The organism is Stenotrophomonas cyclobalanopsidis (genome assembly GCF_008710035.1).
Taxonomy (GTDB): domain Bacteria; phylum Pseudomonadota; class Gammaproteobacteria; order Xanthomonadales; family Xanthomonadaceae; genus Stenotrophomonas; species Stenotrophomonas cyclobalanopsidis.
In genome coordinates, this window is the sequence record NZ_VYKI01000005.1 from 37,061 (window position 1) to 51,400 (window position 14,340).

The window sequence follows — 14,340 nt, forward strand, 5'->3', positions numbered from 1 at the left end:
AGCGCTGCACGCGTGCTGCACGCGCGGCTGCATACAGTAATCCCACCCCCTTCATGGCGACGCCGCGTGGATCTGCAGCCTTCCGTTTCTTCCTTCGATCGCCATCCTGCCTTCCCGCGCCGGCCGATGGCGGACAGTGCCCACTTCGAATTGCTCGACGTCAGTGCCCTGCAGGATCCCTGCAGCGGCCGCATCGTGCATCTCTATGCCCTGGTGGCGCGCTGCACGGCGTGCGAAACGGTGTTCAAGGCAGAGGAAGGCGCTGGCCTGGTCAGCACCTCGTCGGCCCGCGTGGTGCGCTGCCCGTCGGGCTGTGGCCAGCAGTCGTTCACCGGCGCCGCGCTGCGGCAGTGGCGAGCGGCGGTCGTTCCCGCCGCCTGAGCCCCGCTCACAACACCGAAGGGTTGAGCTGCCATACCGCATGGTTGAGTGCGGTAGCGAAGCTGACCCAGGCCAGGTAAGGCAGCAGCAACCAGGCCGCCAGGGCCCTGCGACGGGCAAAGGCCAGCATCGTGGCCACGATCAGCACCAGCAACAGCAGGATGTCGGCGAAGGCCGCGCCACCAAGCTTCCACGCGAAGAACAGCCAGCTCCAGAGCACGTTGACAACCAGTTGCGCGACGTACAGTCCAAGCGCGGCCCGATTGCTGCGCCAACCGCCCTGGCGCCAGACCAGCCATGCGCTGAGCGCCATCAATACATATAAGAGTGTCCAGACCGGTCCGAACACATTGGCCGGCGGCGCCCAGCTGGGCTGGACCAGCTGCCCGTAGAACTCTGCGGCCGTGATCGAGGCGCGCGCGCCCAGCGCCGCTGCAGCCATTGTAAGTGCCAGCCAACCCACCAGGCCGAACATCTGTCTTCTCTGATTCATCACTGATCCTCTCGAACGTTTGCCATCGCAGCATGTGTACGCAGACCGGTGCAAATTGGATGCAGACCCCGTACCGCTCACTCTGCGGTACCAGGTGCGCCATCGGCAGGCAGCAGGGCCGGGCGCCCGTCGAACCATTCACGCGCGCCCGCCAGATGCCACTTGCGCTCCTTGCCTTTCATCTCGATGCCGGCACCCAGCAGTCCCCAGCGCAGGTAGAGATCGCCGCGCTTGTTCTGTTCGAGCAGATCCAGCCGCGCGCGCAGGGACAGCCGCTCGTTCTCGGCTTCCAGGCCATCGAGCACCAGATGGCCCGCCTCCCACCGCAGGCGCGTGGTTGCGTTCACTTGCCCGGCATCGAGCAGGGACAGCGCCCAGCGCGGATAGTCGCCACGCTCAGCGAACACCGCCAGCAGGGGCGCTGCATCGCTCATGGTCAGCGCCGCGCTGGCATCGACCCGGAACGGTGCCTGCGCATCGATGCGTCCCTGCTTGAACTGCACGCGTCCCTGCCAAGGCCTCTTACGCTGCTGCTGTCCGACCTGCACGTTGCGCAGCTGCACCGACGTGCCTGACAGGTCAAAGTAGCGTTGCTTGAAGTCGGCGCGGCGCAGGGTGGCGTCGACCTCAGCATTACCCAGCAGGTCGAGGCCGGCCACCTGCAGGCGTGCGCCGTTGCCAAGCAGGGTGGCGGTGCCATGGCCGACCCGGCCGTCGGTGTCCAGTTCCACATCGCCGGTGAGCGAGCCGGTGCCACCCAGCAGCTTGGCCTGGCCCTTGCCCAGATAGCGGTTGTAGGCGGTCAGGTCCGGAATCGTGGCATTGCTGAAGCGCAGGCGCGCACGCATGTCCTTGCGGAACTCACGCAGGCGGCCATCACCGCTGAGCACCAGCGAGAGGTCGCGGCCGTCGAACAAGGTGTCTCGTTTCTCACTGCCTGCGCGTGCGTTGAAGCGCGGTACCCGCACATCCAGCGTGGCGCGGGTGGGCGTGCCGGGCGCCAGCTCGCCGTGTGCGCTGGCCGTGCCGGTCAGGCGCACGCCCGCTACTTCGGCTGTCGCCGCCGCTTCAGGAATGTCCACCGTGCTGCCGGCTGCGAGCTCCCCCGCTTTCAGTTGCAGGTCCGCCCGCACGGTGCCGCCACCGTCCAGCTGCACCCAGGGCTTGCGCAGGAACAGGGCGGGAATCCAGTTGAGCGAGGTGAAGATCCATTCGCCCTGCACCCGACCGGAGGTGCGCTCGATCAACTGGCCAGGCTCGCGGAAGGGAATCTTCCGCCCCGTGATGTGCAGGTCGGCATCGAGCGAGGCGCCCGTACCCTCGCGCGCCGGCAGGCGTGCCTGCAGCCGGATGTCCTGGGCGGCGTTCAACTGCAGGGCCAGCGTGCCGCGATCGGGGGCGCCGGCGCCGGCCTGCAGCGGCACCCGCCAGACGGCGCGACTGCCCGGCTGCAGGGTGCCGCGGTCGAGCGTGATGTCCGCCTGCAACTGGCCGGTACTGGGTGAGCTGGAAACCGCCAGCGTCCGCGCATCGGTGTCCACCCGGATGCCGTGGCTGCGCGCATCCACCTTCAGTGCGGCGCGGAGGATGTCGAACTTGGCGAGGCCGGGCGCCTGGTCGCGGTAGTGCCAGGGGTAGCCGAACGTTGCCTCGACCTTCATCGCGTCAAGCAGCTGCACGCCGTCATAGCTGGCGATGGCATCGCTGAAGGCCACCTGCGAATCGTACAGTTCCGACGGGCCGCCACGCAGCTGCTTGCGGAAGCCGACGGTGCCCTGGCCCTGGCCGATGATCAGCAGCTTGCCGAAGCGGGCGTGCTGGATGGAATCACTGTGGATGGCATCGAAGCGCAGGGTCCAGCCCTGGTGGCCACGCGGGGGCGGTGGCACGACATCGTCGACACGGGTGACTTCGGCCGACACGCCACTGGCCTGCAGGTGCGGCACGCGTACTTCGCGGTGGAACAGCGGCCACAACGCCAGCCGGGCGCTGGCCCGGTCGGCGTGCAGCACATAGACCGTGTGGTTCACATGGCCGCGCATGTGCACGTTCCATGCAATGACATGCCCCGGCAGCAGGGTGATGGCCGGCCCGGTGCGCATCACGAACTTCTGCGGTTTGCGGTTGGTGACCAGGTCGAACAACGGTGTGTTGAGGAAGATGTTGCCCGCCAGCAGATAAAGCGCGTAAACGCCGGCAACGCTCCAGGCCAGCAGCCGCCAGCGGCGGGGCCATTGGGTGAAACGCGCGGGAAATGCGGGCATCCGGGCTCATCATCGGGTGGGACGTGCGTCACTATCCCGAACATGACTGCGTGATGATGTGAATGCCTGGCGATATCGCCTGCCTATAATCGCGGGCTACGTAGAGGAGCCCATGGCATGACTGCACAGGCTGGCAAGGACAGCACCACTGCTTACGACGCCGCAGACCAGGCGGCCTTCGATCCCACCTACACCTCCAGCGTGCACGAGGCGCGGCGGACGTCGCGCGACGGCAGCGTGACGGTCTCCGGGACGGGGGTGAAGTCCAGCAGCGAACGCAAGCTGGCTGGGACGAAGTTCGCGGGACAATTCGTCGACGCCAGCGCCGCCGTCACTGAAACGGTCGTCGATGGGCGCAACGAGTTCCAGCTGGAGGTGGCCAATGCCACCCGCAGCCAGCTGAAGGCCGGCATCGTCGAAGGTGCGGTGACCGCCGGTGGCCGTGGCCGCTACAAGGTTGCCCTGCCGCAGGAGGACACCACCGATCCGCGCGAGGTCAGCCCACTGGACCCGACCACCATCCCGCGCGGTGGCAGCGTCATTCTCGATGGGCAGCAATTCACCGGCACGCAGATGGAAGCGCGTTTCCGCAACATGGCCGTCGAGAGCCAGCTGACCGAGGCGCAGGGCGCCAGCTATCGCGTCGATCGCCTCAGCGATGGCCGGGTGCGCGTCAGCACGGGTTCGAACGAGGCCGTGGAGGCCTTCAATGGCGTGGGCGTCTCGGCAGGCAGGTTCAGCGCCGTTGCTGGCCGCCAGGATGGACTGGGGCAGTCGTCGGTGCGCAGCGCCACCTTCGATCTGGAGCAGGCCGATGGCCGTGCGGCCTACGCGCAGTTTGTCGAGACCGGGCGGATGCAGGCAGGCACGCCGGGCATGCAGGACCTGGCCACCATCGAGCGGATCGGCATGAACTCGCAGACCCGCCTGAAGCTGGACTACAACGACAAGCTCGGCGTCGACCTGGCTGGCCAGCGCAATGCCGGCGATATCGTCCGTGTGCGCCGCGAGGATGGCAGCTACACCGAGCGGATGAACTTGGAGTACAGCGGCAACCTGCCGATGAGCCGCATCAGCGCCTACGGTGCCGACGGCAAGGAAGACCTCGCGCAGCGCCGCTACGAATTCACCTTCGACCTGAAGGACAACCCCGACGGCGAGCAGATCGCCAGCCTGGCCAACAGTGCGCTGGCCGGGCGGGCCGGCAACGATGTGCGCGGGCCGTTGAAAGCCGGCGAAGTGAACACGCTGGTGCTGGACGAGGGCCAGATGCGCGGGTTGATGCAGCGCACCCAGGCGATGGTCAAGGACAACCCGATGATGGGCCCGGCCTGGCATCTGCTGGCCGAGGACGGGCAGGGCAGGCCGCAGCAGGATGTCGATGCCTTTGCCGTGGCGCTGGCGCGCAACCAGGGCCATTCGGCCTATGGCATGGCCGAGCGCCTGTTCCACGTCGCCGCCGCCGGCGGCCAGGATCTGCAGAGGATCGACGCCACGGTGCGTGGCGACCACCTGCAGGGCCTGCCGCCGCCGTCGCCGCTGCTGCCGCAGCAGGACCCGCGCCATGCCAGCAGCCCGGACCACGCGATGTGGTGCCAGAGCCAAGGCGCGGTCGGCAGCCTGGACCAGGCCATGGGCCGCACACCGGATGAAATGAGCGAGCGCCTGAGCATGGCCCTGCTCGTGGCGGCGCGGCACAAGGGCATGCAGCGCATCGATGTGGCCGTGCTCAGCGACGATGGCCGCTACGCGTTCGCGGTGCAGGGGGAGGCGCATGCGGCTGACCGGCAGATCGCCCGCGCCGACACCGCGCAGGCCGTCGCCACGCCGGTGAGTGAGCAGGTGCGAGAGCTGCCCCGGCCTGCCGAGCGTGGCGCGGAGCACGCTCAGACCGTGCAGCAGGAACAGCAGGTGCAGGAGCAGGCCGGTCGAGCGATGGCGCGCTGAGGTGTGCGAGGACTCAATCGTTGGGAATTTCACATGGCGGAGACATCTTCACAGTGCTTAATACGGTTCCTGACGAGTAGGGGGCTTGTCCAGAGGGCGGTCCCTGGCGTTTCCAACTACCTGGACCGTACCCATGGCGGCTTTGCAGCAGCGCACCATCGATCTCATCCGCGAGCACCGGTCGACCCTGATCGCGCAGTGGCGTGACAACCTCAACGCCGCCGGCCAGAACGATGACAGCCGTATCGGTGCGCGCGACCTGGACATCCAGGTCAATGAATTCTGGCAGCTGCTGCTGTCCGCGCTGTCGGCCGCCGATGCCGGCAACCTGCACGGCGCCGAATGGCAGGCCATCCGCCATTTCCTCGAAGACCTCTCGCGCGACCGCGCGATCAAGGGCTTCACGTCGTCGGAGACGGCCACCTTCATCTTCTCGCTGAAGCGGCCGCTGTTCCAGCTGCTGCAGCAACATCACAGTGGCGATCCGCAGTCGCTCGGTGAACAGTTGTGGTCGATCTCCGAGCTGCTGGACGTGCTCGGCCTGCACACGGTCAAGGCCTTCCAGCGCACCCGCGAGGATGTCATCCAGCGCCAGCAGGAAGAGATGCTGGAGCTGTCCACCCCGGTGGTGAAGCTTTGGGATGGCGTGCTGGCGCTGCCGATGATCGGCACGCTGGACTCGCAGCGCACCCAGGTGGTGATGGAATCGCTGCTGCAGCGGATCGTCGACACCGGCTCGGAAATCGCCATCATCGACATCACCGGCGTGCCCACCGTGGACACGCTGGTTGCCCAGCATCTGCTGAAGACCGTCACCGCCATCCGCCTGATGGGCGCCGACGCCATCATCAGCGGCGTGCGTCCGCAGATCGCGCAGACCATCGTGCACCTGGGTCTGGACCTGCAGGGCATCGTCACCAAGGCCAACCTGGCCGACGCGCTGGCGCTGGCGCTCAAGCGGAACGGCGTGACCGTCAGCCAGGCCCATCGCTGATGGACCGCATCCCGATCCTGCAGATGGGCGACCTGCTGCTGGTCACCATCCAGGTGGACATGCACGACCAGCTGGCACTCAACCTGCAGGACGACCTCAGCGAGCGCATCCGCCGCACCTCCGCGCGTGGCGTGCTGATCGACATCTCCTCGCTGGATATAGTGGATTCCTTCATCGGCCGCATGATCGCCACCATTTCCGCGCTGTCGCGGGTGATGGACGCCACCACCGTGGTGGTGGGCATGCAGCCGGCCGTGGCCATCACCCTGGTCGAGCTGGGCCTGGACCTGAGCGGGGTGCGCACGGCACTGAACGTGGAGCGTGGCATGAAGCTGCTGCGCCGGAGTGATGAACTGCCATGACCGCACGCCAGGGGACGTTACCCGTGCGGGTCGAGCAGGACGTGGTGCTGGCCCGCCAGGCCGTGCGCCAGGCCGCCGTGGCCTGTGGCCTGCGCCTGGTCGACCAGACCAAGCTGGTGACCGCCGCCAGCGAACTCGCCCGTAACACCGTCATCTACGGCGGTGGCGGGCAGATGGACTGGCAGCTGCTGGAAGAGGGGCTGCGCCGTGGCGTGCGCCTGGTATTCTCCGACCAGGGGCCCGGCATCGCCAACATCGAGCAGGCGCTGACCGACGGTTGGTCGTCGGGCAAGGGCATGGGCCTGGGCCTGTCCGGCTCACGGCGGCTGGTGGATGTCTTCGAACTGGACACTGCACCGGGGCGGGGCACGCGCATCACCATCACCAAATGGACGTGAATTTCTCCGGCCACGTCACCCGCGTCGTGGCCGTGGAGGAACCCACCCAGGTCGGGCAGGTGCGCCGCGAGGCGCTGGCCCTGGCCGCACGGATCGGTTTCGATGAAACGGACAGTGGCAGGGTGGCGCTGGCTGCCAGCGAGCTGGCCAGCAACCTGCTGCGCCATGGCGGCGGTGGCAAGGTGTACCTCTCGGTCGTGCAAGGGCGCGACGCACGCGGCGTCGAGCTGTATACCGTGGACGCCGGTCCTGGCTTCGTGCTGTCGCAGGCATTGGTGGAAGGCTATTCCACCGGCGGCAGCCAGGGCCTGGGCTTGGGCGCGGTGAAGCGCCAGGCGACGCTGCTCGACAGCTGGTCCGATGCGCGCGGCACGATCGTGGTAGCCCGCATCTACCCCGAACGTGCCGGCCTACGTGTTGATCTCGCCTACGGCGCCCTGCGCCTTGCGATGCGGGGCGAAGAGGCCTGCGGCGATGCCTGGCACCTGTCGGTGCGCGAAGGGCAGGCGGCGCTGACCATGATCGACGGCCTGGGCCACGGCCTGCCTGCCACCGATGCAGCGCAGGCAGGCACGCGCCTGGCCGCGGACGTGGGCGTTGAAGCGCCGAACCCGCTGATTGAAGCCCTGCACCGCGCCATGTCCGGCACCCGCGGTGGTGCCGTTGCCGTGGCGACCCTGCCGCTGGCCGGCGGCGAGCTGCAGTTCTCCGGCATCGGCAACATCAATGCCGGCATCGCTGATGCCACGGGCTATCGCGGCCTGGCCTCGATGCCAGGCATCGTAGGCGTTCAGTTCCGCAAGGCACAGGCATTCAACGTTCACGCCGCGCACGGCACGCTGCTGATCATGCACAGCGATGGCCTGCAGGGGCGCTGGCGGTTGCAGGATTATCCAGGCCTGGTCCTCCGGCACCCGGCGCTGGTTGTGGCGGCGCTGCAACGGGATTTCGACCGCGGCCGCGACGATGCGAGCATCGTTGCCCTGCGCATGGGAGCGTGGTGATGGGGCAGGAACAGATGCAGGAAGAGAACACCCGGCTGGCGGCGGAAAACGCCGCCCTGCGCGCTGAACTGGAAGAAACCAACCAGGGCGTGCTGGCGCTGTATGCCGAGCTGGACCAGCAGGCGGTGCAGCTGCGCGAGGTCTCCGACCTGAAGAGCCGCTTCCTGTCCTACATGAGCCACGAGTTCCGCACGCCGCTGGGCTCCATCCTGAGCATGACGCGGCTGCTGGAAGATGGGCTGGATGGTCCGCTCAATGATGAGCAGCTGCGCCAGGTCCGCTTCGTCAGCGCCTCGGCATCGGAACTGCGCGAGATGGTGGACGACCTGCTGGACCTGGCCAAGATCGAGGCCGGACGCATCACGATCTCGCCGGGCTGGTTTGACCTGATGGACCTGTTCGCCGCCCTGCGCGGCATGTTCAGGCCATTGGTGGACAGCAACCAGCGCATCGAGCTGGTGTTCGAGGATCCTCCGCCGCTGCCGATGCTCTACACCGATGACAAGAAGCTGGCGCAGATCCTGCGCAACTACATCTCCAACGCCATCAAATTCACGCCGGAAGGACAGGTGGTGGTCTCGGCGAAGATGGAAAGCGATGCGGAGGTCCGCTTCACCGTGCGCGATACCGGCATCGGTATCGCTCCGGAGCTGCTGCCCGCGCTCTTCGAGGATTTCGTGCAGGTGGATTCGCCGCTGCAGAAACGCCTGCGCGGCACCGGCCTCGGCCTGTCGCTGTGCAAGCGGTTTGCGGAACTGCTGGGCGGCCGGGTGGCGGTGGAAAGCCTGCCCGCCAGCGGCTCGGCCTTCCATGTAGTCTTGCCGGTAGCACTGAACGAGGCGACGGAGGACGCCCATGCCGCACTCTGATCGCATATTGGTGGTGGATGACAATGCGGCCACGCGCTATTCCGTGCGCCGCGTGCTGGAGCATCATGGTTACAGTGTCAGCGAAGCGGCCACCGGGCAGGAGGGCCTGGATCGGCTCGAAGACTCGGAGTTCGGCGCGGTGGTGCTGGACGTCAACCTGCCGGACATGAGTGGCTTCGATGTGGTGCGCCAGCTGCGCACCCGGCCGCGCACCCAGCTGCTGCCGGTGGTGCACGTGTCTGCGGCTTCCATCGCCACGGGCGACATGATTACCGGCCTGGACAACGGTGCCGATGGCTACCTGATCCATCCGGTGGACCCGGACGTGCTGCTGGCGACGCTGCGCAGCCTGCTGCGTGCACGGAGGGCCGAAGAAGCATTGCGTGACGCCGATGCGCGGTTCCAGGAGATCTTCAGCCAGGTCAATGCGCCCATCGCAGTGCTGGATGAGCAGCTGCAGATCCGCGAAAGCAACCCCGCCTTCGCCCGCTTGGTCAGCGAGGCCGATGTCAACGGCTCGCTGTTTGCCATGCTGGGCAGCAACAAGGAGTTCGTGCTGGACCTGCAGGATGCACTGGCACGGCAGGAGCGCTGGCAGGGCGTGCTGTCCATCGCGGGCCGGCAGGGCGTGCGCAACACGCAGTGGCGGCTGACGCCAGACCGCCGTACCGGCCATGGCCTGGTGGTGGTGGAGGACGTGACCGAGCACCATGTGCGCGCCCTTGAGCAGCGTGCCGAACTGGAGACCGCCAACACCGAGCTTGCGCACCAGATCGCCGAGCGCAGCCGCACCGAAGCCGAGCTGCTGCAGGCGCAGAAGATGGATTCGCTGGGCCAGTTGACCGGCGGCATCGCGCATGACTTCAACAACCTGCTGACCACGATCATCTCCGGCCTGGACATGATCGAACTGGCTGTGTCGTCGTCGCGGCTTGAGAAGGTGCCGCAGTACAGCAGCATCGCCGCCGCGTCGGCGCAGCGCGCCGCCGCCTTGACCCAGCGCATGCTGGCGTTCGCCCGCAAGCAGCCGCTGGATTCGCGTCCCTTCGACCTGGTGGCGCGTACGCGCTCGCTGGAAGACCTGCTGCGCCGCTCGATCGGCGAGAACATCGAGCTTGAGTTCGAACTCGGTGATGAACCGATGGTTGCCGTTGCCGACGTCAACCAGTTCGAGAACGTCGTGCTGAACCTGGTCATCAACGCGCGCGATGCCTTGGGCGGCCGGGGCTTGATCCGTCTGCGCGCTGAGGCCTGCGAGATCCAGCGCGAGAACGAACTGACTCCGGGCCGCTATGTCAGCCTGAAGGTGATCGACAATGGGCCCGGCATTCCACCGGAGCTGGTAGCGAAGGTCTTCGAACCCTTCTTCACCACCAAGCCGCAGGGCGAGGGCACCGGCCTGGGCCTGTCGATGACCTATGGCTTTGCCAGGCAGTCGGGCGGGCTCGCGCGTATTGCCAGCGAGCCCGGCGAAGGGACCGAGGTCGAGCTTCTGCTGCCCGCCGGTGAAGTGACACATGCGGAAACGAGCGCCGAGCAGGTCGCTCCGCCGCGTGGCCAGTCCGAGCGCATCCTGCTGGTGGATGACACCGATTCGGTGCGGATGATGGTCGGTGAAATGCTGTCCGAAGCGGGTTACCAGGTGACGTTGGCGGCGGATGCGCGGCAGGCGCTGCGCCATCTGCGGCAGGATCCCGCCTTCGACCTGCTGCTGTCCGACGTCGGCCTGCCCGGCATGGACGGCCGCGAACTGGCCGATGCCGCGCGCGAGATCAATCCCGTGCTGCCGGTGTTGTTCATTACCGGCTACACCGAGCGCGCCGCCGTGCGTGAGTCCTTCCTCGGTACCGGCATGAGCCTGCTGCCCAAGCCGTTCAGTCTGCTGGAGCTGATGGCTGCGGTGCGCTCGGCGCTGTAGCTTGCTGCTGGGCTGACCTCACGGACAGGCCTGCACGATCCCTCAGCCCGGCAGTTCGCACTGCATCTTGCCGTCCACGTAATATGGTTTTGGCACGTTCGGGTTCTCGCTGGTTTTTTCGAAGACTACTTCGAACGAGTCCGCCTTCGCCGTTCCCTTGCGCTCGCTGCAGGCGTCGTTGAGCTTCTTCTTGACCGCGGTGATGCCGGCATCGCGGTTGGCGCCGTCGGCGCTGTTGGTCAGGTTCACCGTTTCAGCCAAGGCGAGCGGGCTGATGGCCAGCAGGCCGGCGGTGACGATCAGGGTGTGCAGACGGGTCATGCATTCTCCTCGTGCGTTTCATTGCGGATGCGCCGCAGCCGTGCGGCGCGCAAACAGGATAGGGAAGGCCGGTTAAGGCACCGTGCTCGGCCTTTCATCCCGCCAGGCTGCGACCGATTGTCGCTCCAATGGTAGTGGGAACCATTCGCATCTGCTATGATTTAACGCGTCTTTAACCAGCGCCGTTGCCGCCGCCCCCAGGCGCGCCACCCAGAAGCAGGTCCCCCATGTCCAACTTCCGTTCTACTTCCCGCGAGCCGATGCGCTCGCTGCTGTCCGTCTCCGTTGCAGCGCTGCTGGTCCTGCCGCTGGCCGCTCAGGCCCGGTCGGCGATGCCCGATGGCGCCACGCCCACCGATCTGGACGCGGTGCACGTCAACGCCTACCGCACCATCACCCACACGTCCGGCGCGACCAAGACCGATACCCCGGTGGCCGAGATGGCCAAGTCGGTGTCGGTCATCGCGCGTGAGGAACTTGACGCGCGCGGCGTGCAGAACCTCAACGAGGCGATGCGCTACGTGGCGGGTGTATCGCTGGAAAGCACCGGCATCGACAACCGTGTCGACGACTTCCGCATCCGCGGCTTCGATGCCGGCAGCTGGAGCAACAATGTCACCGTCGATGGCATGCGCGCGCCGCAGGGCGGGCAGTGGAACCGCACGATGGTCGACAGCTGGAACCTGGACCGCGTGGAAGTGCTCAAGGGCCCTTCGGCGGTGATGTATGGCCAGGTGGCTCCGGGCGGCATGGTCAACCAGGTCAGCAAGACGCCCACCCCGGACCAGCAGCAGGTGTTGCAGCTGGGCGTGGATGGCAACGGCCAGTACAGCACCGCCTTCGATGTCGGCGCGGGCAGCGACGACAAGCGCCATCTGGGCCGCCTGGTCGGCCTGTACCGAGACGGCGACACGCAGATCAAGCACACCGACCAGGAGCACGGGTTCCTGGCGCCGAGCTACACCTTCCAGATCGCAGAGCACACGCGCCTTACCCTGCTGGGCCTGTACCAGCGCGACGATGGCGGCTCGACCTATCAGTTCCTGCCGATGGCGGGCACCTTGGTGGCCACGCCCTATGGGCACATGAAGAACAGCACCTTCATCGGCGAGCCGACCTGGAACACCTACGACCGTACGATCTGGTCGGGCGGCTGGCTGTTCGAGCACGCCTTCAACGAGCACTGGACGCTGAGCCAGAGCGCGCGCCGGTTGAACGTGGAATCGACCTTCCGCAGCGTGGTCACCAACGGCGCGCTGAACGCCGATGGCCGCACGCAGAAGCGCCGCGCCACCTGGGGCGAGGGCGACTCGCGCGGCGACACCGCCGATACCCGCCTCACCGGCAAGTTCAGTACAGGCGCTGCCGAGCACACCCTGCTGTTGGGCGTGGACTGGCAGAAGGCCGACTGGACCGCCGCGCGTGGCGCGATGGGAACCGCGGCCGATACCCCCACCGCCATCGACATCTTCAACCCGGTCTACAGCGGCTACATCCCGGCCACGACCTCGATCGGCTACTCCGGTGGCATCAACCGCCAGACCGGTGCCTACCTGCAGGATCAGATCGCGCTGGACAAGTGGCGCTTCACCGTCGGCGGCCGCTACGACTGGACCAAGGATGACACCTGGACCCAGGCCTATACCGTGGTCACCCATCGCTATGGCGCGCGTGCGCCGAGCCACATCAAGAACGATGCCTTCAGTGGCAACGCCGGCATCCTGTATGTGGCCGACAACGGCCTGACCCCGTACCTGAGCTATGCCGAATCGTTCCAGCCGGCCGGCAGCACGGCCACGCAGTCCTTCGAGCGCACGGCGTTCGATCCGATCACCGGCAAGCAGTGGGAAGTGGGCCTGAAGTACCAGCCGGCCAGCTTCGATGGCCTGATCACCGTATCGGCCTACGACCTGCGGCAGCAGAACGTGCTGACCGACGACCCGGACAGCAGCCACAACACCTGCGGCACCACCGGCACCAGCCAGTGCCAGGTGCAGGATGGCGAGGGCCGCGTGCGCGGTGTCGAACTGGAAGGCCGCGTCACCCCGCTGCCGGGCTTCAGCGTGATCGGTGCCGCGGCGTGGATGGAATCGGAAGTGACCCGCAGCAACAACGGCTACGCCGGCAACGAGCTGGCGATGGTGCCGGACTGGACCACCTCGCTGTGGGGCGACTACACCTTCCAGGGCGGTGCACTGGAAGGCCTGAGCCTGGCGGCGGGCATGCGCTACAACGGCAAGAGCTACGGCGACAGCGCCAACCTGTACCGCATTCCGTCCTACACCCTGTGGGATGCGGCCATCCGCTACGACGTCGGCCTGTACGGCGCGGTGGGCACGCAGCTGTCGTTGAACCTGAGCAACCTGGCCGACAAGCGTTTCGTGTCGACCTGCACTGGCGCGTCGTCGTGCTACTACGGCACCGGCCGTACGGTCACCGCGACCGCACGCTTCAGCTGGTAAAGCTCACTGGGTTATGCAGAAGCCTGCCGCCGCACCCGGACGGGGCGGCGGCAGCGTCGATCAGGCCGCCGCGTTGGCGGCGTAGGCGGCCAGCACGGTCGGCAGATCGTGCATCGATTCGAATATCACATGCGCACCGGCCGCACGCAGGGCCTCGGGCGTGCTGTGGTACTGGCCGCCCGGGCTGTAGCCGAACACCGTGGCACCCGCTGCCACGCCTGCGGTGGCACCGGTCACGGTGTCTTCGATGACCGCGCAGCGGGTCGGGTCCGCACCCAGTGCCGCGGCGGCTGCGAGGTACACATCCGGGTGCGGCTTGGTGCGCGGCTGGTCCTGGCCGCTGAAGATCTGCCCGGCGAAGGCATCGAGGATGCCGATCTTGCCCAGCTGCAGGCGCACCTTCAACAGGTCGGCACCGGAGGCGCAGGCAATCCTGCCGTGGGTGGCCGCCTGGATCGCACGCACGGCGGCCGGCGCGCCCGGAATTTCGGTGAGGTCGCGCTCCAGCGCCACGTTGCGCTGGCGGCGGAATTTATCCAGCCACGCCTCGGTGAAGGGCTTGCCGGTGCGTTCCTCGATCAGGCCGGCGAGGCCGGCGACGGATTTGCCGAGGAAGATTTCACCGGCCTGCTGCTGGGTCAGCGGCCAGCCGCGCTCGCTCAGCATTTCCGCCAGCACGCGAGCGACCAGCGGCTCGGAATCGACGAGGACGCCGTCGCAGTCGAACAGCACGGCATCGAAGGGGAAGGGGGACATCAGGAACTCCTTGCAACAACCAACGGGGGAAGCTGCGCGCTATTTTCCCACAGGGCGGGGGCGGGCACCCGCGCCTCGATGAACGCCGCAATCCGGCTTGCCGGTAGAGTCGAGCTTGCTCGACTGCACGCAATGCCGCGGCAAAGGCAGTCGAGCAAGCTCGACTCTACG

General features: G+C 67.1%; 13 protein-coding genes. 9 read left to right on the forward strand and 4 right to left on the reverse strand.

Features of this window, described 5'->3' with window-relative positions:
- Positions 1–126 precede the first annotated feature (126 nt).
- Positions 127–381 carry a hypothetical protein gene (locus FJU31_RS05700; RefSeq protein WP_150453999.1) on the forward strand — a complete coding sequence of 85 codons (255 nt, stop codon included), beginning with the start codon at positions 127–129 and terminating at the stop codon, positions 379–381.
- A 7-nt stretch (positions 382–388) separates the two neighbouring features.
- On the opposite strand, the gene FJU31_RS05705 is transcribed toward FJU31_RS05700, so the two are convergent.
- A complete protein-coding gene (locus FJU31_RS05705) occupies positions 389–874 on the reverse strand; it encodes a TspO/MBR family protein (RefSeq protein WP_150453881.1) in 486 nt (161 codons plus the stop codon).
- Between the two features lie 77 nt (positions 875–951).
- A complete protein-coding gene (locus FJU31_RS05710) occupies positions 952–3,138 on the reverse strand; it encodes a translocation/assembly module TamB domain-containing protein (protein ID WP_150453882.1) in 2,187 nt (728 codons plus the stop codon).
- Between the two features lie 117 nt (positions 3,139–3,255).
- On the opposite strand from FJU31_RS05710, the gene FJU31_RS05715 reads away from it, so the two are divergent.
- From FJU31_RS05715 to FJU31_RS05745, 7 genes are all read left to right on the forward strand, one after another.
- A complete protein-coding gene (locus FJU31_RS05715; protein ID WP_150453883.1) occupies positions 3,256–5,085 on the forward strand; it encodes an XVIPCD domain-containing protein in 1,830 nt (609 codons plus the stop codon).
- Positions 5,086–5,218: 133 nt separating this feature from the next.
- Complete coding sequence (locus FJU31_RS05720) at positions 5,219–6,079, forward strand: STAS domain-containing protein (protein ID WP_150453884.1); 861 nt, start codon at positions 5,219–5,221, stop codon at positions 6,077–6,079.
- Positions 6,079–6,441: an STAS domain-containing protein gene (locus tag FJU31_RS05725; protein WP_108765238.1), complete on the forward strand. Its 363-nt coding sequence runs from the start codon at positions 6,079–6,081 to the stop codon at positions 6,439–6,441. Before FJU31_RS05720 ends, FJU31_RS05725 begins: the two co-directional genes overlap by 1 nt.
- On the forward strand, positions 6,438–6,839 hold the full coding sequence (locus FJU31_RS05730) for an anti-sigma regulatory factor (RefSeq protein ID WP_150453885.1): 402 nt from the start codon (positions 6,438–6,440) through the stop codon (positions 6,837–6,839). The genes FJU31_RS05725 and FJU31_RS05730 overlap by 4 nt, the downstream gene beginning before the upstream one ends.
- The gene (locus FJU31_RS05735; RefSeq protein WP_150453886.1) at positions 6,830–7,843 is read left to right on the forward strand and encodes an ATP-binding protein; all 1,014 of its coding nucleotides are present in this window, start codon (positions 6,830–6,832) and stop codon (positions 7,841–7,843) included. The genes FJU31_RS05730 and FJU31_RS05735 overlap by 10 nt, the downstream gene beginning before the upstream one ends.
- On the forward strand, positions 7,843–8,712 hold the full coding sequence (locus tag FJU31_RS05740; RefSeq protein WP_150453887.1) for a sensor histidine kinase: 870 nt from the start codon (positions 7,843–7,845) through the stop codon (positions 8,710–8,712). The genes FJU31_RS05735 and FJU31_RS05740 overlap by 1 nt, the downstream gene beginning before the upstream one ends.
- Positions 8,699–10,630 (forward strand): response regulator, encoded by a 1,932-nt coding sequence (locus FJU31_RS05745; RefSeq protein ID WP_150453888.1) that lies wholly within the window; start codon positions 8,699–8,701, stop codon positions 10,628–10,630. The genes FJU31_RS05740 and FJU31_RS05745 overlap by 14 nt, the downstream gene beginning before the upstream one ends.
- Positions 10,631–10,672: 42 nt before the next feature.
- Here FJU31_RS05745 and FJU31_RS05750 read toward each other — a convergent pair whose 3' ends face one another.
- Positions 10,673–10,951: a hypothetical protein gene (locus FJU31_RS05750; protein WP_150453889.1), complete on the reverse strand. Its 279-nt coding sequence runs from the start codon at positions 10,949–10,951 to the stop codon at positions 10,673–10,675.
- Positions 10,952–11,178: 227 nt separating this feature from the next.
- Here FJU31_RS05750 and FJU31_RS05755 point away from each other — a divergent pair, with 227 nt between their 5' ends.
- Positions 11,179–13,413: a TonB-dependent siderophore receptor gene (locus FJU31_RS05755; RefSeq protein WP_246161224.1), complete on the forward strand. Its 2,235-nt coding sequence runs from the start codon at positions 11,179–11,181 to the stop codon at positions 13,411–13,413.
- A 60-nt stretch (positions 13,414–13,473) separates the two neighbouring features.
- Here the strand turns inward: FJU31_RS05755 and FJU31_RS05760 are convergent, their stop codons facing one another.
- Positions 13,474–14,169, reverse strand: a complete 696-nt coding sequence (locus FJU31_RS05760) for an HAD family hydrolase (RefSeq protein ID WP_150453890.1) — start codon at positions 14,167–14,169, stop codon at positions 13,474–13,476.
- Positions 14,170–14,340 lie beyond the last annotated feature (171 nt).